The organism is Bradyrhizobium niftali (assembly GCF_004571025.1).
Classification (GTDB): Bacteria; Pseudomonadota; Alphaproteobacteria; order Rhizobiales; family Xanthobacteraceae; genus Bradyrhizobium; species Bradyrhizobium niftali.
In genome coordinates, this window is sequence record NZ_SPQT01000001.1 from 102355 (window position 1) to 124928 (window position 22574).

Consider the following 22574-nt stretch of genomic DNA (forward strand, 5'->3'; position numbering starts at 1 on the left):
CCCATCGTCGCCGGCGATGCCAAGCCGGATTTCGCCGCACATCTTGTGTATAGGCGCCACGCCGCGCGCGGAGCCATTCCGTCGCGCAAAATAAGCAGAGCTGCGGCCGCGAATGAGCCTCTTGCGCTTTGGCCGACCAGAGAGAATGCTGGCGCACAACAACAGAAAACAACGAGGGAGCGCCCACCGATGTCGCCAGCGCAATCGAGTCCGGCCCAGGCCAGAGAAGCCTACGACGTGGTCGTCGTCGGCGCCGGCTTTGCCGGCATGTACATGCTGCATCGGCTGCGCGGACTTGGCTTCTCGGCGCGCGTTTACGAGCAGGGCGGCGGGGTCGGCGGCACCTGGTACTGGAATCGCTATCCGGGCGCGCGCTGCGATGTCGAGAGCATGCAGTATTCCTATTCGTTCTCGGAGGAGCTCCAGCAGGAATGGGACTGGAGCGAGCGCTACGCGCCGCAGGCAGAGATCCTGAAATACGCCAACCATGTCGCGGATCGTTTTGATCTGCGCCGCGACATCCAGTTCGACACCCGCGTCGAGCGCGCCGTCTTCGATGAGCAGGCCAATGCTTGGTCGGTGAAGATTTCCGACGGAAAAATGGTCGAAGCGAAGTTTGTCGTGCTCGCCACCGGCTGCCTGTCCAACGCGCGCAAGCCCGACATCCAGGGTCTCGACAACTTCAAGGGTCCCGTCTATCACACCGGCAACTGGCCGCACGAACCCGTGGATTTCGCCGGCTTGCGGGTTGGCCTCATCGGCACCGGTTCATCCGGCATCCAGTCGGCCCCCATCATTGCCGAGCAGGCAAGGCATCTCACCGTCTTCCAGCGCACCGCGAATTTCTCGATTCCCGCCCGCAATGCCGCGTTGACCGACGAGGAACGCAATGCGTTCCGGAATAACTATCCGGAGATCCGCCGCTTCGCCCGCGAGATCGCGCGTAACGGCATCCATGCCGAGCAGCCCGATCGCGGCGCCCTCGACGACAGCGAGGATGCCAGGCGTGCCAAATACAAGGCGCGTTGGGATCGTGGCGGGCTCACCTTCATGTCCGCCTACAACAATCTCGGCCTGGATCTGGCCGCGAATGACACCGCCGCCAACTACGTGCGCAGCAAGATCACCGAGATCGTCAAGGACGCCACGACTGCGAAATTGCTTCAGCCGAACAGCCATCCGATCGGCACCAAGCGCATCTGCATCGATACGGACTACTTCGCGACCTTCAACCGGCCGAACGTCTCGCTGGTCGATATCAAGACCAATCCGATCGAGGAGATCACCGCGAACGCCGTCCGTGTCGCGGGGACGGATCATGAGGTCGATGCGCTGGTGCTCGCAACCGGCTTCGACGCCATGACCGGATCGGTCGCCAGGATCGACATTCGCGGTCGCGGCGGGCGGACGCTGAACCAGAAATGGGCCGAGGGCCCCAAGACCTATCTCGGCCTGATGAGCGCAGGCTTTCCCAATCTCTTCATCATCACCGGGCCCGGCAGCCCGTCGGTGCTGTCGAACATGATCGTCTCGATCGAGCAGCATGTCGACTGGATCGCCGACTGCCTCGTCCACATGCGCCAGCAAGGCCTTGCCACGATGGAGGCGGGGGGAGAAGCGGAGGACAAGTGGGTCGCGCACGTCAACGAAATTGCCCATGGCACGCTCTATCCGCAGGCCAATTCCTGGTACATGGGCGCCAACATCCCCGGCAAGCCGCGGATCTTCATGCCCTATATCGGCGGCGTCGGGATCTACCGGCGGATCTGCGACGAGGTCGCCGCGAAGGGGTATGAGGGGTTCGTGATGACACGGGCGGAGCAGCCGCGCAGGGTGGTGACGGGTTAGGCCGGATGCATGACACCGGCATGAGGCCCGCGCCGGACGCAGAGCCGGCAGGGCTTGCCATCGGCCGTTCGCGGGCTAATTAATGCAGACGCATCTTTCCGCCGGAGCCCCCGCATGACCGACGCCCCCGCCTACGTGCCGCCCAAAGTCTGGACCTGGAACAAGGAGAATGGCGGGCAGTTCGCCAGCATCAACCGCCCGATCGCCGGCCCCACCCACGACAAGGACCTGCCGGTCGGCCGCCATCCGCTCCAGCTCTATTCGCTGGCGACGCCGAACGGGGTGAAGGTCACGGTGATGCTGGAGGAGCTTCTGGCGCTCGGCCACAACGGCGCCGAATACGATGCCTGGCTGATCAGGATCGGCAATGGCGACCAGTTCGGCAGCGGCTTCGTCGACATCAACCCGAACTCGAAGATCCCGGCGCTGATGGACCGCTCCGGCCCTGAGCCTGTCAGGGTGTTCGAGTCCGGCTCGATCCTGTTCTATCTCGCCGAGAAGTTCGGCGCCTTCCTGCCGAAGGACGTCAAGACCCGCACCGAAGCGATGTCCTGGCTGTTCTGGCAGATGGGCAGCGCGCCGTATCTTGGCGGCGGCTTCGGCCATTTCTACGCCTACGCGCCGACCAAGATCGAATACGCCATCGACCGTTTCGCGATGGAGACCAAGCGTCAGCTCGACGTGCTCGACCGGCGCCTCGCCGACAACGAGTATCTCGCTGGCAACGAGTACACCATTGCCGACATCGCGGTGTGGCCCTGGTACGGCGCGCTCGCCAAGGGGCTGGTCTACGGCGCCGGCGAATTCCTCGCCGTGCAGGACTACAAGAACGTGCAGCGCTGGACCGACGAGATCGCCAAGCGTCCGGCCGTGAAGCGCGGCCGCATGGTCAACCGTGTCTCCGGCGATCCCGCCAGCCAGCTCCACGAGCGCCACGACGCCGGCGATTTCGAAACCAAGACGCAGGACAAGCTCGCGCCGGCGACGTAGATGCGTAGTGCGTAGGGTGGATTAGCCGAAGGCGTAATCCACCATCTCGTTGCAAGAATTCGGTGGATTACGCTTGCGCTAATCCGCCCTACGATTTCTTCGCCCCCTCCGCTGCCGGAAACACCACGCGGTCGTCGGTGCGGCAGTAGCGGTCGGCGAACATGCGGCCGATCGGGTGGTAGCGGTCCATGTGGACCCGCATCGTCTTGTCGTCCCAGAGTTCGTCGCGGATGTGGAAGTGGATGCCTTCGCCCATGATCAGCCGGCGATCGTCGTTGACGTCGATCAGTTTCCAGAGCTTGCATTCCATCGCCCAGGGCGTGTCGGCGAGCCGCGGCACCGCGATCCTCGTCGAGGGTGCGAGCTTCAGGCCGAGATAATCGGGCTCGCCGGTCTCGGGCGGAAAGTCGCCGCTGGACTCATGCATCGCCCGCGCCAGCGGCTCGTCGGCAATGTTGACCACGAATTCACCGGTTCGCTGAATGTTGAGGAACGTGTCCTTGTCCTGTCCGTTCGGCTTGCGGTTCGCCGCGAACATGCAGAGCGGCGGATCCTCGCAGAATGCGTTGAAGAAGCTGAACGGCGCGGCGTTGACCACGCCGGTCGGCCCGATCGAGGTCACCCACGCGATCGGCCGAGGCAGGATGAAGGACGTCAGCACCTTGTAGCGCTCGCGTGGCGTGAGGTCGCTGGCGGCGTAGTCCATGGATGCTCCTTGCGAGGTCTTCGCCTCTCCCCGCTTGCGGGGAGAGGCCGACGCGCGTCGAGCGCGGCGGGTGAGGGGGACTCACCGCGAGTCCGTCTGTCACCGCAATTGTGGAAGCAGCCGCTCACCCCAGCCCTCTCCCCGTAAGTACGGGGAGAGGGGGAGGGATAGAGTTCACGCCATGCTCAGCTCGTGCCGGCCGACGACCATCCAGTGCACCTCGTCCGGACCGTCGGCAAAGCGCAGGTGGCGCACGTCCTGGTACATCTCGGCGAGCGGGGTCCAGTGCGAGATCCCGGTGGCGCCGTGCATCTGGATGGCCTGGTCGATGATCTTGCAGGCGCGCTCGGGCACCATGGCCTTGACCATGGAGACCCAGACGCGGGCTTCCTTGTTGCCGAGCACGTCCATGGCCTTCGCCGCCTTCAGCACCATCAGCCGCATCGCCTCGATCTCGCAGCGCGCCTGCGCGATGATCTGCATGTTGCCGCCGAGATGAGCGATCTTCTTGCCGAAGGCTTCGCGGGTGAGGCCACGCTGCACCATCAGGTCGAGCGCCTTCTCGGCCTTGCCGATGGTGCGCATGCAATGATGGATGCGCCCGGGTCCGAGGCGCAGCTGCGAGATCTCGAAGCCCCGGCCCTCGCCGAGCAGCATGTTCTCCTTCGGCACGCGCACGTTGTTGAAGCGCATGTGCATGTGGCCGCGCGGGGCGTGGTCCTGGCCGAACACGTACATGGGGCCGAGCACCTCGACGCCGGGCGTGTCGCGCGGCACCAGGATCTGCGACTGCTGCTTGCTCGGCGCGGCGTCCGGATTGGTCTTCACCATCACGATGAGGATCTTGCAGCGGGGATCGCCGAGGCCGGAGATGTAATATTTCTCGCCGTTGATGACCCATTCGTCGCCGACGAGCTTTGCCGTCGTCGAGATGTTCTTGGCGTCGGAGGAGGCGACGTTCGGCTCGGTCATGACATAGGCGGAGCGGATCTCGCCGTTGAGCAGCGGCTTCAGCCACTTCTCCTTCTGCTCCTTGGTGCCGACGCGCTCCAGCACCTCCATGTTGCCGGTGTCGGGCGCGGAGCAGTTCATGGTCTCGGAGGCCAGCGGGCTCTTGCCGAGCTCGGAAGCGATATAGGCATAGTCGAGGTTCTTCAGGCCCTGGCCGGTCTCGTCATCGGGCAGGAAGAAGTTCCAGAGGCCTTCCTTCTTGGCCTTGTTCTTGGCGACCTCGAGCACCTCGAGCTGCTTCGGCGTGAAGCTCCAGCGGTCTTCCTTGCTCTCGCCGGCCTTGGCGAACTCGATCGACATCGGCTCGACGGTGTCGCGAATGAACTTCCTGACGTGATCGTACAGCGGCCGGACCTGGTCCGACATCCTGAGGTCGTTGAGCTCGTCGCCGGGGTTGAGCGTGTAGTTGGTGGTGCGGGGTATGTAGGTGTGTTTTGTCATTGTTCCTCCCGGTTCACTGAAGCGTACTGGCGGCAAGAATAGTCGCAGCGCGGCCAAAGCGCGAGCACGCATTTTTCTCGCGAGCCATGCCACGCAATGGAATATCGCGAGGGCGTTTGAAATGTTGTTTGAACGGGCGCGCTGGGCACGCCCGCCACACTCTCCGCCGTCATCGCCCGCGCAGGCGGGCGATCCAGTATTCCGAGACGGCAGTGATTGAACCGAGAAGCTGCGGCGTACTGGACTCCCCGCTTTCGCGGGGAATGACAGCGTCCTGGAGCAATCAGTTCGGCATCCGATGCATCGCGCAGATCTTGTTGCCGTCGAGGTCGCGCAAGTAAGCGAGATAAAGCTTGTTCCCCGCGCCCTCGCGGATGCCGGGCGGATTCTCGATCGGCTTTCCGCCGGCGGCGATGCCGACGGCGTGCCACTTGTCGACCTGCTCGGGCGAGTTGGCGGCAAAGCCGATGGTGCCGCCGTTCGCACAGGTCGCCGGCTCGCCGTTGATCGGCTTCGTCACCGAGAACACGCCGGTCTTGGTGATGTAGAAGATGCGGTGGCCGTCGACCCGTGCAGGCCGCACCTCGAGCGTGCTCAGCAGGCCGTCGTAGAAAGCCTTGGCCTTGTCGAGGTCGTTGGTGCCGATCATGATGTGGGAAAACATTTGCCCTGTCCCCTCGTTACGATTTGTAACCCGGATGGAGCGCAGCGAGATCCGGGTCTGTTGCTTCTGGTCATCCCGGATTGCGCTGCGCTCCATCCGGGCTACGAACGTAAAAGATCAAAACGCCGTATAGCCGCCGTCGATCACGAACGTGTCCGCGGTGTGATAGGACGAGGCCTTGCTCATCAGATACACGGCGATGCCGCCGAAATCGCCGGGCTCGCCGAAGCGGCGCTGCGGAATGCGCGGCATCACATTGGCGACGAACTTGTCGTTGGCCATGAGCCCCGCGGTCATGTCGCTCTTGATCCAGCCGGGCAGGATGGCGTTTGCGGTGACGCCGTGGCGCGCCAGCTCCACGCCGAGCGCGCGCACCAGTGCGTTGATGGCAGCCTTGGTCGCGGCATAGTGCTCGTTGCGCGCGGTGCCGAAGATCGAGGCGAGGCTCGAGGTCGCCACTAGCCGGCCGAAGGGATCGCCGGCATTGGCGCGGTCGGTCATGTGTCTGGCGGCCGCCTGGAACGCGTGGAACACGCCGTCGAGGTTAGTCGCAAACATCGTGCGCCATTCCTCTTCGGTGCGCTCGATGAAGGAGCGCCGGCCGCCGCCGCCGATGCCGGCATTGGCGAAGCAGCCGTCGACCCGGCCGAAGGTGTCGAGCGTGGCCTTCATCGCGGCATCGACCGAGGCCGGATCGGTGACGTCGCAGACGCGGCTATCCACCTTGCCGGCAAGGCCCGCCAGGCTCGCGGCAGCGCTGTTGTTCTTGTCAGGATTGCGGCCCCAGATCGACACGTTGCAGCCCTGGCCGGCCAGTGCCTGCGCGATGCCGAGCCCGATGCCGCCATTGCCGCCGGTGATCACGGCGACGCGGCCGGAGAGGTCGAAAAGGTTCATGGCGCGTTTTCCGTTTTGGCAAGACTTCCTGGCATGACGCGCATCAGCCGCTGCGCGCAAGATTGCTTGCTATGCTCTGATCACCATGGACAAGAGCGCGCCAAAAATCAAATATACGCCCCGGCAAAAGTAATTCCGGTCTGCGAAACTAACGCGGGCCGCAACTGACGAGGAAACCATGCAGTTCAAACACGTCACGCTCGATTTCGATGGTTCGGTTGCGATCCTCAAGCTCGACCATCAGGAGGTGATGAACGCGGTCTCCATGGACATGCTGGGCGGCCTCGCCGACGCGCTCGATGCGATCGAGGAGAAGAAGGACGAGGTGCGCTGCGTCGTGCTGACCGGCGCGGGGCGGGCGTTCTGCACGGGCGCTAATCTTCAGGGTCGCAACAACCAGTCGAAGAAGACCAAGGCCGGCCTGACGCTGGAGATCGGCTTTCACCCGTTCCTGCGCCGCATCCGCAATCTGCACTGTCCTATTGTCACCGCGGTCAACGGCCCGGCGGCGGGCGCCGGCATGAGCTTCGCACTGCTCGGCGACATGATCCTGTGCGCGCGCTCGTCCTATTTCCTGCAAGCGTTCCGCCGCATCGGCCTCGTGCCGGATTGCGGCTCGACCTGGCTGCTGCCGCGCCTCGTCGGCCGGGCCCGCTCGATCGAATTGTCGCTGATGGGCGAGCGGCTCCCGGCCGAGAAGGCGCTGGAATGGGGCCTCGTCAACCGTGTCTACGATGACGGTGTCCTGATGGAGGAGGCGATGAAGCTCGCGCGCGAGCTTGCCAGCGGCCCGACAGTTGCGCTGTCGCTGATCCGCAAGCTCTACTGGGACAGTCCGGAGAATTCCTTCGAGGATCAGCTCAATCTCGAATTCCAGTGCCAGCTTCGCGCCGGCGACACGCAAGACTTCCGTGAAGGCGTCGGCGCGTTCCTGGAGAAGCGGCCGGCGCAGTTCAAGGGCAAATGATCGAAGCGCAACTCTCCCGCAGCGTCGCGCGCTGGTGCGAGGGGGCGACCGGCGTCACCGGCGCGGCCAAGCTGTCCGGCGGCGCCAGCCAGGAGACCTGGCGCTTCGACATCGTCCATCCCGATGGACCGATCGGCGCGATCCTGCGCCGCTCACCGAAGGGTTATGGCGCAGCTCCAACGCGCGCGGCGGGGCTCGGCGCCGAAGCGCAACTGATGCAGCTTGCCTATGAGGCCGGCGTGCCGTCGCCGCGCGTGATGCATGTCTTGACGGCTGTGGACGACCTCGGCACCGGCTTCATCATGCAGCGGGTCGAGGGCGAGACCATCGCGCGCAAGATCTTGCGCGACGACGAGTTCGCAGCAGTGCGGCCGCATCTGGCGCGGCAGATCGGCGGCGTGCTTGCGGGCTTGCACAGGCTGCCGCTGGACAAGCTGCCCGAATTGCGGCGCATGACCGCGGCGAAGGAGATCGCCGAGTTCGAGCGCGACTATCGCAGCCTGAACTGGCCCAAGCCCGTGTTCGAGCTGGCATTGCGCTGGCTGCGCGACAACGATCCCGGCCCCTCCGCCGAGGAGACGCTGGTGCATGGCGATTTCCGCAATGGCAACCTCATCATCGGTGCCGATGGCGTCCGCGCCGTGCTCGACTGGGAGCTTGCCCATCTCGGCGATCCCATGGAGGATCTCGGCTGGGTCTGCGTCAACTCCTGGCGCTTTGGCGAGATCGACAAGCCGGTCGGCGGCTTTGGCTCGCGCGAGGAGCTATTCGCAGGCTATGCGGCGGCGGGCCGAAAAGTCGATCCGGCGCGCGTGAAATTCTGGGAAGTGATGGGCACGCTGCGCTGGGGCATCATGTGCGGCGGCATGATGCAGCGGTTTCGCGAGGGCCCGGACCATTCCATGGAGCGCGCCATGATCGGGCGCCGCGCCTCCGAGACCGAAATCGATCTGTTGCGGCTCTTGGCGCCGCGCGGGAGCTGACGCATGCAGGACGAACCGACCCCGGTCGAGCTGACCAAGTCAGTCGCCGATTTCCTCCGCAGCGACATCACGCCGCTGATCTCCGGCCATCAGGCCTTCAAGCTGCGCGTCGCCATCAACATCCTCGACCTCGTCACGCGGCAACTGACGCAGGAGCAGGGGAGCGATGCGGAAGAGGTGGAGCGGCTGCGTGCACTGCTTGGCATCGACGGCTCGGTGACGGACCTCAACCGAACGCTCGCCGATCGCATCGCCAGGGGCGAGCTCAACCTCGCAACGCCGGGCCTCGCCGAGCACCTGTGGGCGACCACGATGGACAAGCTTGCGGTGGACCAGCCGAATTATGCGTCCTACAAGCGCGAGCTGTCGCGAGACGGGTAGGCAGTGCTACATCCGCCGTCATTGCGAGGAGCCCTTGCGACGAAGCAATCCAGAGTATTCCTGCGGAAAGATTCTGGATTGCTTCGCATCGCTCGCAATGACGGCGTTGAGGCATCCGCGCGCCACACTCTCCTCGTCATTCCGGGGCGTCGCGGAGCGACGAGCCCGGAATCCATTCAACCGCAATCTCTGCCGCTCGATGGATTCCGGGCTCGCGCCAAGTGGCGCGCCCCGGAATGACGGCGGCGAGAAAGCCCCTACTTCCCCACCCATTTCGGCGGCCGCTTCTCCGAAAACGCCTTCGGGCCCTCGATGTAGTCCTGCGAGGCCACCATTGCCTTCACCGCCGGATATTCCCGCTGCTCCTCGATTGCCTGCTCCAGCGAGACGGCGAGGCCCTTCTGGATGGTCTGCTTCGAGGCCCGGATCGACATCGGCGAGTTCTTGGTGATCATCTCCGCCCAGCGCAGCGCGGCCGTCAGTGCCTCGCCCTGCGGCACCACCTCATTGACGAAGCCGAGCTCGAGCCCTTCCTTGGCGCTGACATGGCGCGCGGTCAGGATCAAGCCCATGGCGCGCTTCAGCCCGATCTGCCGCGGCAGCCGGTGCAGGCCGCCGGCGAGCGCGGCGAGCCCAACGCGCGGCTCGGGCAGGGCGAAGGTGGCGTTTTCCGAGGCGATGATCAGGTCGCAGGCGAGCGCGATCTCGAAGCCGCCGCCCATCGCGACACCATTCACCGCGGCAATGATCGGCTTGTCGCAGTCGAAGCGTGCGGTGAGGCCGGCAAAGCCGCCCTTGTCCCAGCCGCGCTTGCCGCCGGCCGCCTGCCACTTCAGGTCGTTGCCGGCGCAGAACGCCTTGTCGCCGGCGCCGGTGACGATCGCGACCCATTGCTCGGCATCCGCCGAGAAATCGTCAAACACCTTCTGGAGCTCGAAATGCGCGTCGGTGTGCAGCGCGTTGTAGACCTCGGGCCGCGACAGCGTGACGATCGTGATCGGTCCCTTGCGCTCCACCTTGGAAAACTTCAGCTCCATCGCTCGCTCCCGCATTTTCTCCTGAAGGAATATTGCCGGCATACTAGCGCGCGCAAGCGCTGGAGCACCATCGAATTGCGCGGGCACGCCTTGCGTGGCTGGCACGTCTCGGCTTGCTTGACACGCGCGTGCTCTTCTCACCTTAATCGTACGAAGCAAAGCGCGGTTAGCGCCTTAACGCAAAACGAAAAAATCATCCGGGAGAGAACCGTGGATTTCTCATTGCCAACAGATCTCGTCGCCTATCTCGGAGAGCTCGATCGTTTCATCGAACGCGAGATCAAGCCGCTCGAACAAGCCGACGACAACATCCGCTTCTTCGATCATCGCCGCGAATGGGCGCGCACCGATTTCGAGAATGGCGGCCTGCCGCGCCACGAGTGGGAGGCGCTGCTGCGCAAGGCCAAGGATCTCGCGGACGCCGCCGGTCACCTGCGCTTTCCAGTACCGAAGCAGTATGGCGGCAAGGACGGCTCCAACCTCTGGATGGCGGTGATCCGTGAGCATTTTGCCGCCAAGGGCCTCGGGCTGCACAACGACCTTCAGAACGAGCATTCCATCGTCGGCAATTTCCCTGTTGTCACCATGCTCGACCGCTACGGCCGCGATGACCAGAAAGCGATGATCGACGGCTCGATCAAGGGCAAGTACCGCATCACCTTTGGACTCACCGAGCCGCATCATGGCTCCGACGCGACCCACATGGAGACGCGGGCGGTGCCGGCGACCCGCGACAACGTCAAGGGCTGGATCATCAACGGCGAGAAGATGTGGACGACCGGCATGCATGTCGCCACCCACTGCGCGCTGTTCGCGCGCACCTCGGGCAATGACGGCGATGCGCGCGGGATCACCTGCTTCCTCGTCCCGGCCAAGAGCCACGGCGTCAAGGTCGAGGAGTACATGTGGACCTTCAACATGCCGACCGATCATCCCCGCGTCAGCTTCACCGATGTGTTCGTGCCTGAGGATGCGTTGTTCGGCGAGGTCGGCCGCGGCCTGTCGCTGGCGCAATGCTTCGTGCACCAGAACCGGATCCGCCAGGCCGCCAGCTCGCTCGGTGCCGCCGTCTACTGCATCAACGAAAGCGTCAGATATGCGCGCGAGCGCAAGCCGTTCGGCAGGGCGCTCGCTGAGAACCAGGCGATCCAGTTCCCGCTGGTGGAGCTCGCGACGCAGGCCGAGATGTTGCGCCTGTTGATCCGCAAGACCGCCTGGGAGATGGATCAGCTCACCGAGGAGCAGATCGAGCGCACGCTCTCCGACCGCGTCTCGATGTGCAACTACTGGGCAAACCGCCTCTGCTGCGAATCCGCCGACCGCGCCATGCAGGTCCACGGCGGCATGGGCTACTCACGCCACAAGCCGTTCGAGCACATCTACCGCCACCATCGACGCTACCGCATTACGGAAGGCAGCGAGGAGATCCAGATGCGCAAGGTGGCGGGGTTCCTGTTCGGATATATGGGGCCGGGGAAGCATTAGCTTCCCGCGGCGCTCTCTCCCCGAGTCGTCCCGGCGAAGGCCGGGACCCATAACCCCAGGGAGAAGTCGTTGCGCAAGATGGCAACTCCGAGTCATCGCCAAACCTAATTCGGTGGATATGGGTCCCGGCCTTCGCCGGGACGACAATGTGGATATGGCCAGGCCTAATTCACCCTTCTATCCTTCCCCGCCCAGTCCGGCTCGCGCAGCTGCCGCCGCAGGATCTTGCCTGAGGGATTGCGCGGCAGCGCCGGCAGGAACTCCACGCTTTTCGGCGTCTTGAACCCGGCGATGCGTTCGCGGGTAAAGTTGATGATGTCGGTGGCGCTCGCCTGCTTGCCGGGCTTCATGACCACCACCGCCTTCACCGCCTCGCCCCATTTGTCGTCGGGCACGCCGATCACGGCGGCTTCCGCGACGTCGGGGTGATCGCACAGCGCGCTCTCCACTTCGGCCGGATAGATGTTCTCGCCGCCGGAGATGATCATGTCCTTGATGCGGTCGTGGATGTAGAGGTAGCCATCCTCGTCCATGTAGCCGGCATCGCCGGTGCGCAGCCAGCCGTCGCCGCGCAGCGTCGATGCGGTTGCTTCCGGCAAATTCCAGTAGCCGGCCATGTTGGAGCCCGAGCGCGTTGCGATCTCGCCGACCTGGCGCGGCGGCAGCGGCTTGCCGTCCGCATCCAGGATGGCGATCTCGACACCGGGAAGCGCCTTGCCGGCCGAGCGCATCCGCTCGAGCCCTTCGACGTGATCCTCCGGCGGCAGCGCGACGATGGTGCCTGTCGTCTCGGTCATGCCGTACATCTGCACGAAGCCGCATTTGAAGACCTCGATGCACTCCTTCAGCAGCGCCGCGGGAATCGGCGAGGCGCCGTACAGCATGTATTTCAGCCTGGAGAAATCGACTGTCTTCGCGCGCGGCTGCCGCACCACGAACTGCATCGCCGCCGGCACCATGAACAGCTTTGTGATGCCGGACTGCTCGAAGAAATCCAGCACCTTGGTCGGATCGAACTCGCGCGCGATCACGCCGCGGGCGCCGTGATAAAGGCCCATCACGCCCCAGCCGGAGCCGCCGATGTGGAAGATCGGCATCGCGACCAGCGACACGTCGTCGGTCGACCACCGGTTCCACTCCGGCTTGTCTTCGGCATTCCCGGTCTGCACGAGGTTGAGGAAGTTCGCATGCGACAGCATCGCACCCTTCGGCTTGCCCGTTGTGCCTGAGGTATAGAGCTGGATCGCGATGTCCTTCGTGTCGATCGGTACCTTCGGATCGTCGCCGCTTTGCGCATCCCGCCAGGCCGTAAAATCCCGCCATTCCGGCGCGCCGCCTTCGGTGGTGATGATGGTGCGCACGCCGGGCAGCTGGTCCTTGATCTGCGAGACCATTGTGAGGAACTCCGGTCCCACGAACAGCACCGGCGCCTTGCAGTCGCCAACGATGAAGGCGACTTCGGGCCCGGCTAGGCGCCAGTTCACTGGCGCCATCACCACACCGGCCTTCATCGCGCCCATCAGCAGCTCGAAATAGAGGTCGCTGTTCTTGCCGAGATAGGCGATGCGCTCGCCCTTCTTCACGCCCATCGCTAGAAGCGCGTTGGCGACCTTGTTGGTCTTCACGTCGAATTCGGCAAAGCTGGTGACGCGGCCCTCGAACTCATAGGCGGTGGCGTTGCCGCGGCTCGCCGCGCGCTCGCGCACCATGTCGGCGAGATTCGCCAATGGCTGTGTGGACATGTTCCTCCCGTGACGTCTTGTTCTTATGCCGCGGAGTGTGGCGTCATCCGCGGGCAAAGACAATACGGGAGAGGGGACACCGCTCTCTCAACGACGTCGTCTCGGCGCAGGCCGGGACCCATAACCACTGAACGCAATTTGGCGAAGACCGATCATGACCAATCTTCGCCAAACCAAATTCGGTGGCTATGGGTCCCGGCCTGCGCCGGGACGACACCGGAATGTGAAGCGACGTCTCAAGTCTCTCGTTACAGAGAATCTACCCCCGCTTCGCCCGATCCTTCTCGTTCTGCGCCATGATGCTCTCGCGCGCGGTTTTCCAGTCGTCGTCGCTCCAGTCGCGGAGCTGGTAGAAGTTGCCGCCCATGGCGAGCGCCTGGGCGCCATCCATGGCGATGGTCTCGCCGGAGATCCAGTCGCAGCCGCCGGAGATCAGGAACACGGCGACGTTCTGCAATTCCTCCATGGTGCCGACACGGCCCATCGGGTTCATCGCCTTGGTGCGCGCGCCGGCCTCGTCGCCCGGCTTGATCCGCTTGCTCATGCCCTCGGTCGGGATCTCGCCGGGCGCGATGGTGTTGAGGCGGATGCCGTAGCGGCCCCATTCGGTCGCAAGCGACATCGTCATGGCGTGGATCGCCGACTTGCTCATCGCCGACGGCACCACATAGGGCGAGCCGTTGCGCACCCAGGTCGTGGTGATCGAGACGACGTTGCCCGGCTGCTTCAAGGCGATCCAGCGCTTGCCGACCGCATGCGTCACGTAGAACGTGCCGTGCATGACGATGTTGGCGACGGCGTCGAACCCGCGCGGCGACAGCTCCTCGGTGCGCGAGATGAAATTGCCGGCGGCGTTGTTGATGAGGTCGGTGAGGGGCGCTTCGCGAAAGATGTTTTCGATCATCTCCTCGACCGCGAGCGCGTTGCGGATGTCGACGCCGTGGCTGGTGACGCGTCCGCCATGGAGATCCATCAGCTCGGTCGCGGTCTCGTCGCACACGATCTTGCGCCGGCCGCAGATGTGCACTTCGGCGCCGAGCTGGAGGAAGCGCGCCGCCATCGACTTGCCGAGCCCGGTGCCACCACCGGTGACAAGGATGTTCCTGCCGGCCAGAAGATTTTCCTTGAACATGGCTGTTTCTCCCGTACGGATTGTCAGTTAATTGGTCGATTGACTAAATCCGGCCGCAGGCTTCCTGTAAAGCGGCACTGAACAAGAACAGGGGAGAATTCATCCATGGAAGAGCGCGTCTCGATCTCGATCTCGGAAGGCGTCGCCGACGTGCGCCTGGTGCGCGCGGACAAGATGAACGCGCTCGATCAGGCCATGTTCGAGGCCCTTGTTGCCGCAACGGACCGGCTTTCGAAGGACAAAAGCGTGCGTGTCGTCGTGCTCTCGGGCGAAGGCCGGGCCTTCTGCGCCGGCCTCGACATGGGGCGTTTTGCCGCCATGAAGGAGAAGGGCGGCAACGGAATTCCGGGTGGCGAAAATCGCGATCTCACCAAGCGCACGCACGGCCAGGCGAACTTCCCGCAACAGGCGGTATGGGGATGGCGTCAGCTTCCGGTGCCGGTGATTGCGGCCGTGCACGGCGTCGCCTTCGGTGGCGGCTTCCAGCTCTCGCTCGGCGCCGACATGCGCTTTCTCTCGCTCGATGCGCGGATGTCGGTGATGGAGATCAAATGGGGCCTCGTCCCTGATATGGCGGGCACGCCGATCCTGGCCAGTCTCGTGCGCGACGACATCCTGCGCGATCTCACCTACACCGGCCGTATCTTCTCCGCGCAGGAGGCGATGACCTATGGCCTCGCCACGCGCATCTGCGATGATCCTCGCGCCGCAGCGCTCGACGTCGCGCGCGAGATCGCCGGCAAGAGCCCCGATGCGATCCGTGCCGCCAAGCGTCTGCTCAACAATCTCTCGGTCGATCCGGGCCCGGCGCTGCTTGCCGAGTCGGTCGAGCAGCAGAAGCTGATCGGCAGCGCGAACCAGACCGAGGCGGTGCGCGCCAATCTGGAAAAGCGCGCGCCGAAATATGTGGATTAGTAACTCCCCGTCATTCCGGGGCGATGCGTAGCATCGAGCCCGGAATCCAGAACCACGATCGGGAGTATGGATTCCGGGCCTGCGCCTTCGGCGCATCCCGGAATGACGACCGCGGGTGTGGCTACAGTTTTGAACCGACGAAAGATCGGAAAACAACAATGAGCGAAACGTCCCAATTCCTCGGCATCGTCTCCGGCGAGCGCCGCCGTGCCCACGCCGCAGTCGCTGACCGTGCCGACCGCATCGCGAGTGGCCTCAGCAAGATCGGCGTCCGCCAAGGCGATTGCGTCTGCATGCTGATGCGCAACGACATTGCCTTCCTCGAGGCCGCTTACGCCGCGATGCGGCTCGGGGCCTATGGCGTGCCGATCAACTGGCACTTCAAGCCGGAGGAGATCAACTACATCCTTGGCGATACCGGCACGTCCGTCCTGATTGGTCATGCCGACATGCTGCACGCCCTGCGCGATGCGATTCCCAAGGGTGTCACCGTGCTCAGCGTGCCGACGCCGCCGGAGATCCTGTCCAGTTACAAGATCGATCCGGATATTCTCGCGCCGCCGAATTTCGCGATCGAATTCGAGACATGGCTCGCGCAGCATCAGCCTTATGACGGCCCAATCGTGCCGCAGCCGATGAACATGATCTACACGTCAGGCACGACCGGCCACCCCAAGGGCGTACGGCGCAATGCGCCGACGCCGGAGCAAGCGGCTGCCGGCGAGCGCATGCGCGCGATGATCTACGGTCTGAAGCCCGGCGCCCGCGCGATCTTGCCGGGCCCGCTTTATCACTCCGCGCCGAACTCGTTCGGCATCCGCGCCGGCAAGCTCGGCGGCGCGCTGGTGCTGATGCCGCGCTTCGAGGCGGAAGAGTTTCTGGAGCTGATCGAGCGCTACAAGATCGACACCATCTTCATGGTGCCGACCATGTTCATCCGCCTGATGAAGCTGCCGGAGGCGGTGCGCAAGAAGTACGACGTCTCCTCGCTGCGCCATATCATCCACGCCGCAGCGCCTTGCCCGGCCGATGTCAAGCGCGCCATGATCGAGTGGTGGGGGCCGGTGATCTACGAATTCTACGGCTCGACCGAATCCAGCGCCGTCACCTTTGCGACCTCCGAGGACGCGCTGAAGAAGCCCGGCACCGTCGGCAAGATTTCCCCCGGTGCCGAGTTGCGCTTCCTCAGTGAGGACGGCCGCGCGCTGGGCGTGGGCGAGATCGGCGAGATCTATTCCCGCATGGCTGAACTTGCCGATTTCACCTACCACAACAAGCCGGAGAAGCGCGCCGAGATCGACCGCGACGGCTTCATCACCTCCGGCGACGTCGGCTACATCGACGAAGACGGCTACGTCTTCATCTGCGATCGCAAGCGCGACATGGTGATCTCGGGCGGCGTCAACATCTATCCGGCCGAGATTGAATCCGTGCTGCACGCCGTGCCCGGCGTGCATGATTGCGCCGTGTTCGGCATCCCCGACGCGGAGTTCGGCGAGGCATTGATGGCGGTGGTCGAGCCGCAGGCCGGCGTCACGCTCGATGCCGCCGATGTCCGCGCGCGACTGAAGACCTCGCTCGCCGACTACAAGGTGCCCAAGCACATCGAGATCCGGACCGGGCTGCCGCGCGAAGACTCCGGCAAGATCTTCAAGCGCCGCCTGCGCGATCCCTATTGGGAGCAGGCGGGCCGCAAGATCTGACAGTTCATAGCCCGGGTGAGCGAAGCGATACCCGGGAAGGTGAGAGTAAAGTCCCGGATGTCGCTTCGCTCATCCGGGCTACAAAGTGGGGACTTCCATGAGCGACGCAGCAGGCGCAGACAAGACACAAGAAGTCCTCTACGAGGTCGCCGACCATATCGCGACCATCACGTTGAATGCGCCGGAGCGCATGAATACGATCTCCGGGCCGATGCTGAACGATCTGGCGCGGCTGCTAACCGAGGCCAATGAGGACAAGAACGTCCGTGTCGTGATCCTCACCGGCAAGGGGCGGGCATTCTGCGCGGGTCTCGACCTGCGCAAGGAGCGCGACGGCAATGGCCTCAGCGCGGCGTCCTCTCCGACCACGATCAACCTGCGCAACACGCCGCCGACGGTCTTGCAGGCGATGGACAAGCCGACCATCTGCGCCGTCAACGGCGGCGCCGCCGGCTACGGCATGGACACCGCGCTCGGCTGCGACATCCGCATCATGGCGGAATCCGCAAAACTCGCGGCCGCCTTCGTCAAGCGCGGCGTGGTGCCGGAGTCCGGCGGCACCTGGCTGTTGCCGCGCATGCTCGGTTGGGCCAAGGCCTCCGAGCTGATTTTCACCGGCCGCACGCTGAGCGCACGCGAGTGCCTGGAATGGGGCCTTGCCAATGAGGTCGTGCCGGACGCCGACTTGATGAACCGCGCCACTGCGATTGCCCGCGAAATCGCCGCCAATGCGCCGCTCGCGGTGCAGGCCTCCAAGCGCATGATGCGGATGGGCCTCAACGAAAACTTCTCCGACCACGTCCACCACGTCTATCTTCAGCTCCTGCCGCTATTTAAGACGCAGGACATGGCCGAGGGCATGAAGGCCTTCATGGAGAAGCGCGAGCCGAAATTCGAGGGGCGGTAGGCGCATCCTGTTTGCGCGTATCGGGGCGTCTTAGCACGGACAGATTTCGATCCTATATAGACGGGGTCACTGACCTCCGGATCATCCCATGACCCCCGTTTCCATTCTCCTCAACATCCTCTGGATCCTCATCGGCGGCGCCTGGATGGCGTTCGGCTGGCTGGTCGCGGCGGTCATCATGGCCGTCACCATCATCGGCCTGCCCTGGGCGCGGGCGGCGTTCAACATCGCCGTCTATACGCTGCTGCCGTTCGGCTCGAAGGCGGTCAGCCGCTACGAAGTCACTGGCATGAGCGATATCGGCACCGGCCCGCTCGGGGTGATCGGCAACATCATCTGGTTCGTGCTGGCCGGCTGGTGGCTGGCGCTCGGCCACCTCGTGACCGCGCTGGTCCTCGCGATCACCATCATCGGCATTCCCTTCGCCTGGGCTCATTTGAAGCTCGCGGGCATCGCGCTCTGGCCGATCGGCAAGGTGATCGTGCCGGCTTAGGGCGAACTCGCAGGATGGGTAGAGCGCCAGCGAAACCCATCAAGCCGTCCGGCGATGACGAAGCATGATGGGTTTCGCAAGGGCTCAACCGATCCTGCGCGTGCTGCGCTTTCAGCGTCCCTTCAGTTCATCTCACACCCTGGGGCGGCCAAATTTGGAAAGCACGCGGAAACAACGGATATGATCGGCTGCCATGTCCAACGTGAAGTCGGCCCGTGACCCCATTGATCCGAATGTTGCCCCAAGCGCTCAAAGTAAGAACGCACTCTGACCAGAGACGTTCGATTTCTCCGGCTCTGCGCGATGCGAGGGCCTTACTATAGCGTTCGACGAGATCAGGGCGCTCCCTTGCGATCCCCTGAAGTGCGTCGGTCAACTCATTGATGACAATTGGATCGTGACCGGCGTCTCGAAGACAAGCAAGCACTATGCCCATGAAGTCTGTCATCGAACCGTAAAAGTGTGCAGAGGAATTGCTCGAAGTATTGCCCACGCTACCGCTGGCTGCAAGCTCCGCAATCGGCCTGGGGGCGACTTGCACGAATATCGGCTTCATCGCCCCTCACAGTGCCAGAGCTGACTCGCGCTCACGCGCCTTGCGCACACAATTCCTCGCGTTGTCCGACAGGCAAAACACGCCACATGCAGGTCAAGGCATAGGTCCGCAGATATTCTGATTGACCGAATTCATAACTTCGGTTAAACCGCAAGCCATCCCAGCCCGCCAAAGGGGCGTTTCGCGATCGTCACGATACGTGAGCCGGGATGCGATGGACGCGGCAGCGCCGGCGCGTGACGGATGGCAGGGCGGGCTACGCCTGTGAGCCATTGCGATCCGCGGATCGACACGGCGCGGTCACTGCGTCTCACTTCGGCTTCGGGGGCGAGCACGCGCGAGCTTCCGGATGTCCGGGGAGGGACGTCCGCGGACGGCAAAAGCGTGTGGTCCTGACGCCCGGGGTCTGTGCGTCAAGGCTTGCGGTGGTGTGAGCTGCCCGACCGGGTGGCGCATCGGTCAGCCGCAAGGCGACGGGGGCAATAGTGCATCGCTCCCCGGGGAGAGCGCGCCATAAGCCGTAAAACCATTGCGCAGGGAAGGCCGGGATGTCCCGGCATCACCTGTGGTCACCCCGCGTGCGTTTCCCGCGTGCGGACCCTGGGTGCCAGCCGGCGCCCGGCCTTCCCTGCGCCCTTTCTTCTCGACGAGGGCGAAACGGACACCAAAAGCTCGGGCGCCTGCGCCGCGAGAGCGCGGACGTGCGTGTGCGCCCGTCAGCAAGGCGTAGTCCAGCCCACGATCGCTGATGTTGCCGCGCCGCCCCCAACTTCACCTTGCGCTGCGGCAAAAAACTTGCACACTCGGCTGAGCCGGGCAGTCAAGCGAGCTCGAACCAGGGGAGCGAGCCATGTCCCTCCAGACATTACCATCCGACGCCGCCGATCAACGCCCCAATCGCCCGGAGGACGTCCAGGCGCTGGAGGCGGACGCCCGGCTGCGGGACGACATTCGCCTGCTCGGGCGCATCCTGGGCGACACGGTGCGCGACCAGGAGGGCGCCGACTTGTTCGACCTGGTCGAGCGCATCCGCCAGACCTCGATCCGGTTCCACCGCGACGAGGACCGGCTCGCCCGCCGCGAGCTCGAGCAGATCCTCGACAGCATGTCGACCTCCGAGACGGTGCGGATCGTCCGTGCCTTCAGCTATTTCTCCCACCTCGCCAACATCGCCGAGGACCAGAACAACATCCGCCAGATGCGCGCCCGTACCGCAGCCAAAAATGGCGGCTCGGGCGTGCTGGCGGACACGCTGGCCCATGCCAAGGCCGCGGGCATCGGTGCCGATGCCTTGCGCAACTTCTTCAAGACCGCACTCGTCAGCCCGGTCCTGACCGCGCATCCGACCGAGGTCCGCCGCAAGAGCACCATGGATCGCGAGATGGAGGTCGCGGCCTTGCTCGACCGCCGCGAGCGCGTCGCGCTGACCGCTGACGAGGCCGCCGCCAGCGACGAGCAGCTCCGCCGCGAGGTGCTGACGCTGTGGCAGACCAATCTCTTGCGCCGGACCAAGCTCACCGTGCTCGACGAGGTCGCCAACGGCCTGTCCTTCTACGACTATACCTTCCTGCGCGAGGTGCCGCGGCTGGTCAACGTGCTGGAGGACCGGCTGGAGGAGGGCGGCGAGCAGGCGGCCAGCGAGCTCGCCTCGTTCCTGCGCATGGGCAGCTGGATCGGCGGCGACCGCGACGGCAATCCCTTCGTCACCGCCGACGTGATGCGCGGCACGCTGCGGCTGCAGTCGAGCCGGGTGATGCAGTTCTATCTGAACGAGCTGCACGTGCTCGGCGCCGAGCTGTCGATCGCGGCCCATCTCGCCGACGTCTCCGAGGAGCTGCGCACGCTGGCGGAGCGCTCGCCGGACACCTCGCCGCACCGGAGCGGCGAGCCGTATCGCCTCGCGGTCTCCGGCATCTATGCCCGGCTGACCGCAACGGCGGAAAAGCTCGAGGTCGAGATCACGCGCCGGCCGGTCGGCAAGGGCGCGCCGTACGAGAGCGTCAGGGAGCTGCAAGCCGATCTCGACGTGCTGCACCGCTCGCTGATCTCCAACAACGCCCGCGTCATCGCCCGCGGCCGGTTGCGGCTGCTGCGCCGCGCGGTGGACTGCTTCGGCTTCCATCTGGCGCGGCTCGACATCCGCCAGAACTCGGCCGTGCATGAACGCACCATCGCCGAGCTGATGGACGCCGCCAATCCCGGCATGTCCTATCTTGCGCTCGGCGAGGACGCGCGCATCTCGCTGCTCACCAACGAACTGCGCTCGACGCGCGCGCTGGTGTCCCCGTTCGTCAAGTACAGCGACGAGACCATGGGCGAGCTCAACGTATTCCATGCCGCCGCGGAGGCGCATGCGAAGTTCGGCTCGGACGCGATCCCCCAATGCATCATCTCGATGTGCAAGGGCATGTCCGACATGCTCGAGGTCGCGGTGCTGCTGAAAGAGGTGGGCCTGGTCCATCCCTCCGGGCGCAGCGCGATCAACGTCGTGCCGCTGTTCGAGACCATCGAGGATTTGCAGGCGTCAAGCAGCATCATGGATCGCATGCTGTCGCTGCACGATTACCGCCGCCTCGTCGACAGCCGCGGCAGCGTGCAGGAGGTCATGCTCGGCTACTCCGACAGCAACAAGGATGGCGGCTTCGTCACTTCGGGCTGGGAGCTCTACAAGGCCGAGATCAACCTCGTCGACGTGTTCGAGCGCCATGGCGTGCGCCTGCGCCTGTTCCACGGCCGCGGCGGCTCGGTCGGCCGCGGCGGCGGGCCGAGCTACGACGCCATCATCGCGCAGCCCGGCGGCGCGGTGAACGGCCAGATCCGCATCACCGAGCAGGGCGAGATCATCTCGTCGAAATATTCCAACGCCGAAGTCGGGCGCAACAATCTGGAGATCCTTGCCGCCGCGACGCTGGAGGCGAGCCTCTTGCATCCGCGCCAGAGCGCGCCGCGCCGCGAATACCTGACCGCGATGGACGAGCTCTCAAGTCTCGCCTTCAAGGCCTATCGCGGCCTCGTCTACGAGACCGATGGTTTCGTCGATTATTTCTGGGCCTCGACCGTCATCAACGAGATCGCGACGCTCAACATCGGCAGCCGCCCGGCCTCGCGCAAGAAGACCCGCGCGATCGAGGACCTTCGCGCCATTCCCTGGGTGTTCTCCTGGGCGCAATGCCGCCTGATGCTGCCGGGCTGGTACGGCTTTGGCAGCGCGGTCGAGCAATGGATCGCCGAGCATCCCGACAAGGGTATGCCGTTCCTCAAGGAGCTCTACAAGGAATGGCCGTTCTTCCGCATGCTCTTGTCGAACATGGACATGGTGCTCGCCAAGAGCTCGATCGCGATCGCCTCGCGCTATGCCGAGCTGGTGCCGGATGAAGCCTTGCGCGAAAAGATCTTCGGCCGCATCCGCCGCGAATGGCATTCCTGTATCGAGACGCTGCTGGACATCATGGGCCAGGACCGGCTCTTGCAAGGCAACCCGCTGCTCGAACGCTCCGTGCGCCACCGCTTTCCCTATCTCGATCCGCTCAATCACGTGCAGGTCGAGCTGCTGAAAGAGCACCGCGCGCAGAACCCGGACGAGCAGGTGCTGCGCGGGATTCAGCTGACCATCAACGGTATCTCGGCGGGCTTGCGGAATACGGGTTAGCAACGCGGCGTCTTCTCGCCTCGTTGCTAACGTGGTTGGCCGGGGCAAGCCCGGCCGTGAGGCCGCA

The 22574-nt window shown here is 64.5% G+C and carries 18 protein-coding genes; 11 read left to right on the plus strand and 7 right to left on the minus strand.

Annotated features, from left to right (window positions below; all coding sequences use genetic code 11):
• Positions 1–189: 189 nt before the first annotated feature.
• A complete protein-coding gene (locus E4K65_RS00465; RefSeq protein ID WP_135172426.1) occupies positions 190–1848 on the plus strand; it encodes a flavin-containing monooxygenase in 1659 nt (552 codons plus the stop codon).
• 114 nt (positions 1849–1962) lie between these two features.
• Positions 1963–2838: a glutathione-dependent disulfide-bond oxidoreductase gene (gene yghU / locus E4K65_RS00470; RefSeq protein ID WP_135172427.1), complete on the plus strand. Its 876-nt coding sequence runs from the start codon at positions 1963–1965 to the stop codon at positions 2836–2838.
• A gap of 88 nt (positions 2839–2926) precedes the next feature.
• Here the strand turns inward: yghU and E4K65_RS00475 are convergent, their stop codons facing one another.
• The 4 genes from E4K65_RS00475 to E4K65_RS00490 all read right to left on the minus strand — a co-directional run bounded on the left by E4K65_RS00475 (position 2927) and on the right by E4K65_RS00490 (position 6557).
• Positions 2927–3544 carry a flavin reductase family protein gene (locus E4K65_RS00475; RefSeq protein WP_135172428.1) on the minus strand — a complete coding sequence of 206 codons (618 nt, stop codon included), beginning with the start codon at positions 3542–3544 and terminating at the stop codon, positions 2927–2929.
• Positions 3545–3718: 174 nt separating this feature from the next.
• Positions 3719–4996, minus strand: a complete 1278-nt coding sequence (locus tag E4K65_RS00480) for an acyl-CoA dehydrogenase family protein (RefSeq protein ID WP_028172378.1) — start codon at positions 4994–4996, stop codon at positions 3719–3721.
• Between the two features lie 283 nt (positions 4997–5279).
• Positions 5280–5660 carry a VOC family protein gene (locus tag E4K65_RS00485; RefSeq protein WP_135173172.1) on the minus strand — a complete coding sequence of 127 codons (381 nt, stop codon included), beginning with the start codon at positions 5658–5660 and terminating at the stop codon, positions 5280–5282.
• 117 nt (positions 5661–5777) lie between these two features.
• A complete protein-coding gene (locus tag E4K65_RS00490; protein WP_135172429.1) occupies positions 5778–6557 on the minus strand; it encodes an SDR family NAD(P)-dependent oxidoreductase in 780 nt (259 codons plus the stop codon).
• 178 nt (positions 6558–6735) lie between these two features.
• Here E4K65_RS00490 and E4K65_RS00495 point away from each other — a divergent pair, with 178 nt between their 5' ends.
• From E4K65_RS00495 to E4K65_RS00505, 3 genes are read left to right on the plus strand one after another with little or no spacing between them, the layout of a single operon-like run.
• A complete protein-coding gene (locus E4K65_RS00495) occupies positions 6736–7524 on the plus strand; it encodes an enoyl-CoA hydratase/isomerase (protein ID WP_135172430.1) in 789 nt (262 codons plus the stop codon).
• Entirely contained in the window at positions 7521–8507 is a 987-nt protein-coding gene (locus E4K65_RS00500) for a phosphotransferase family protein (protein ID WP_135172431.1), read from the plus strand. Before E4K65_RS00495 ends, E4K65_RS00500 begins: the two co-directional genes overlap by 4 nt.
• A 3-nt stretch (positions 8508–8510) precedes the next feature.
• Positions 8511–8888: a DUF6285 domain-containing protein gene (locus E4K65_RS00505; RefSeq protein ID WP_135172432.1), complete on the plus strand. Its 378-nt coding sequence runs from the start codon at positions 8511–8513 to the stop codon at positions 8886–8888.
• Between the two features lie 257 nt (positions 8889–9145).
• On the opposite strand, the gene E4K65_RS00510 is transcribed toward E4K65_RS00505, so the two are convergent.
• On the minus strand, positions 9146–9925 hold the full coding sequence (locus E4K65_RS00510) for an enoyl-CoA hydratase-related protein (protein WP_135172433.1): 780 nt from the start codon (positions 9923–9925) through the stop codon (positions 9146–9148).
• Between the two features lie 210 nt (positions 9926–10135).
• Here E4K65_RS00510 and E4K65_RS00515 point away from each other — a divergent pair, with 210 nt between their 5' ends.
• Positions 10136–11410 carry an acyl-CoA dehydrogenase family protein gene (locus E4K65_RS00515; protein WP_135172434.1) on the plus strand — a complete coding sequence of 425 codons (1275 nt, stop codon included), beginning with the start codon at positions 10136–10138 and terminating at the stop codon, positions 11408–11410.
• 164 nt (positions 11411–11574) lie between these two features.
• Here the strand turns inward: E4K65_RS00515 and E4K65_RS00520 are convergent, their stop codons facing one another.
• Together E4K65_RS00520 and E4K65_RS00525 are read right to left on the minus strand one after the other, a co-directional pair.
• Entirely contained in the window at positions 11575–13152 is a 1578-nt protein-coding gene (locus tag E4K65_RS00520; protein WP_135172435.1) for a fatty acid--CoA ligase, read from the minus strand.
• A 259-nt stretch (positions 13153–13411) separates the two neighbouring features.
• Complete coding sequence (locus tag E4K65_RS00525) at positions 13412–14284, minus strand: SDR family oxidoreductase (RefSeq protein ID WP_135172436.1); 873 nt, start codon at positions 14282–14284, stop codon at positions 13412–13414.
• 105 nt (positions 14285–14389) lie between these two features.
• On the opposite strand from E4K65_RS00525, the gene E4K65_RS00530 reads away from it, so the two are divergent.
• The 5 genes from E4K65_RS00530 to ppc all read left to right on the plus strand — a co-directional run bounded on the left by E4K65_RS00530 (position 14390) and on the right by ppc (position 22507).
• A complete protein-coding gene (locus E4K65_RS00530; RefSeq protein WP_135172437.1) occupies positions 14390–15199 on the plus strand; it encodes a crotonase/enoyl-CoA hydratase family protein in 810 nt (269 codons plus the stop codon).
• Between the two features lie 158 nt (positions 15200–15357).
• The gene (locus tag E4K65_RS00535) at positions 15358–16902 is read left to right on the plus strand and encodes an acyl-CoA synthetase (RefSeq protein ID WP_135172438.1); all 1545 of its coding nucleotides are present in this window, start codon (positions 15358–15360) and stop codon (positions 16900–16902) included.
• Positions 16903–16999: 97 nt separating this feature from the next.
• Complete coding sequence (locus E4K65_RS00540; RefSeq protein ID WP_135172439.1) at positions 17000–17809, plus strand: enoyl-CoA hydratase/isomerase family protein; 810 nt, start codon at positions 17000–17002, stop codon at positions 17807–17809.
• A gap of 88 nt (positions 17810–17897) precedes the next feature.
• Positions 17898–18302: a YccF domain-containing protein gene (locus tag E4K65_RS00545; protein WP_135172440.1), complete on the plus strand. Its 405-nt coding sequence runs from the start codon at positions 17898–17900 to the stop codon at positions 18300–18302.
• Between the two features lie 1406 nt (positions 18303–19708).
• The gene (ppc, locus tag E4K65_RS00550) at positions 19709–22507 is read left to right on the plus strand and encodes a phosphoenolpyruvate carboxylase (RefSeq protein ID WP_135172441.1); all 2799 of its coding nucleotides are present in this window, start codon (positions 19709–19711) and stop codon (positions 22505–22507) included.
• Positions 22508–22574: the final 67 nt, after the last annotated feature.

Bases quoted from the DNA above. Each gene is read 5' to 3' on its own strand.
- E4K65_RS00465 (WP_135172426.1), top strand. From the start codon at position 190: ATGTCGCCAGCGCAATCGAGTCCGGCCCAGGCCAGAGAAGCCTACGAC.
- yghU (WP_135172427.1), top strand. From the start codon at position 1,963: ATGACCGACGCCCCCGCCTACGTGCCGCCCAAAGTCTGGACCTGGAAC.
- E4K65_RS00475 (WP_135172428.1), bottom strand. From the start codon at position 3,544: ATGGACTACGCCGCCAGCGACCTCACGCCACGCGAGCGCTACAAGGTG.
- E4K65_RS00480 (WP_028172378.1), bottom strand. From the start codon at position 4,996: ATGACAAAACACACCTACATACCCCGCACCACCAACTACACGCTCAAC.
- E4K65_RS00485 (WP_135173172.1), bottom strand. From the start codon at position 5,660: ATGTTTTCCCACATCATGATCGGCACCAACGACCTCGACAAGGCCAAG.
- E4K65_RS00490 (WP_135172429.1), bottom strand. From the start codon at position 6,557: ATGAACCTTTTCGACCTCTCCGGCCGCGTCGCCGTGATCACCGGCGGC.
- E4K65_RS00495 (WP_135172430.1), top strand. From the start codon at position 6,736: ATGCAGTTCAAACACGTCACGCTCGATTTCGATGGTTCGGTTGCGATC.
- E4K65_RS00500 (WP_135172431.1), top strand. From the start codon at position 7,521: ATGATCGAAGCGCAACTCTCCCGCAGCGTCGCGCGCTGGTGCGAGGGG.
- E4K65_RS00505 (WP_135172432.1), top strand. From the start codon at position 8,511: ATGCAGGACGAACCGACCCCGGTCGAGCTGACCAAGTCAGTCGCCGAT.
- E4K65_RS00510 (WP_135172433.1), bottom strand. From the start codon at position 9,925: ATGGAGCTGAAGTTTTCCAAGGTGGAGCGCAAGGGACCGATCACGATC.
- E4K65_RS00520 (WP_135172435.1), bottom strand. From the start codon at position 13,152: ATGTCCACACAGCCATTGGCGAATCTCGCCGACATGGTGCGCGAGCGC.
- E4K65_RS00525 (WP_135172436.1), bottom strand. From the start codon at position 14,284: ATGTTCAAGGAAAATCTTCTGGCCGGCAGGAACATCCTTGTCACCGGT.
- E4K65_RS00530 (WP_135172437.1), top strand. From the start codon at position 14,390: ATGGAAGAGCGCGTCTCGATCTCGATCTCGGAAGGCGTCGCCGACGTG.
- E4K65_RS00535 (WP_135172438.1), top strand. From the start codon at position 15,358: ATGAGCGAAACGTCCCAATTCCTCGGCATCGTCTCCGGCGAGCGCCGC.
- E4K65_RS00540 (WP_135172439.1), top strand. From the start codon at position 17,000: ATGAGCGACGCAGCAGGCGCAGACAAGACACAAGAAGTCCTCTACGAG.
- E4K65_RS00545 (WP_135172440.1), top strand. From the start codon at position 17,898: ATGACCCCCGTTTCCATTCTCCTCAACATCCTCTGGATCCTCATCGGC.
- ppc (WP_135172441.1), top strand. From the start codon at position 19,709: ATGTCCCTCCAGACATTACCATCCGACGCCGCCGATCAACGCCCCAAT.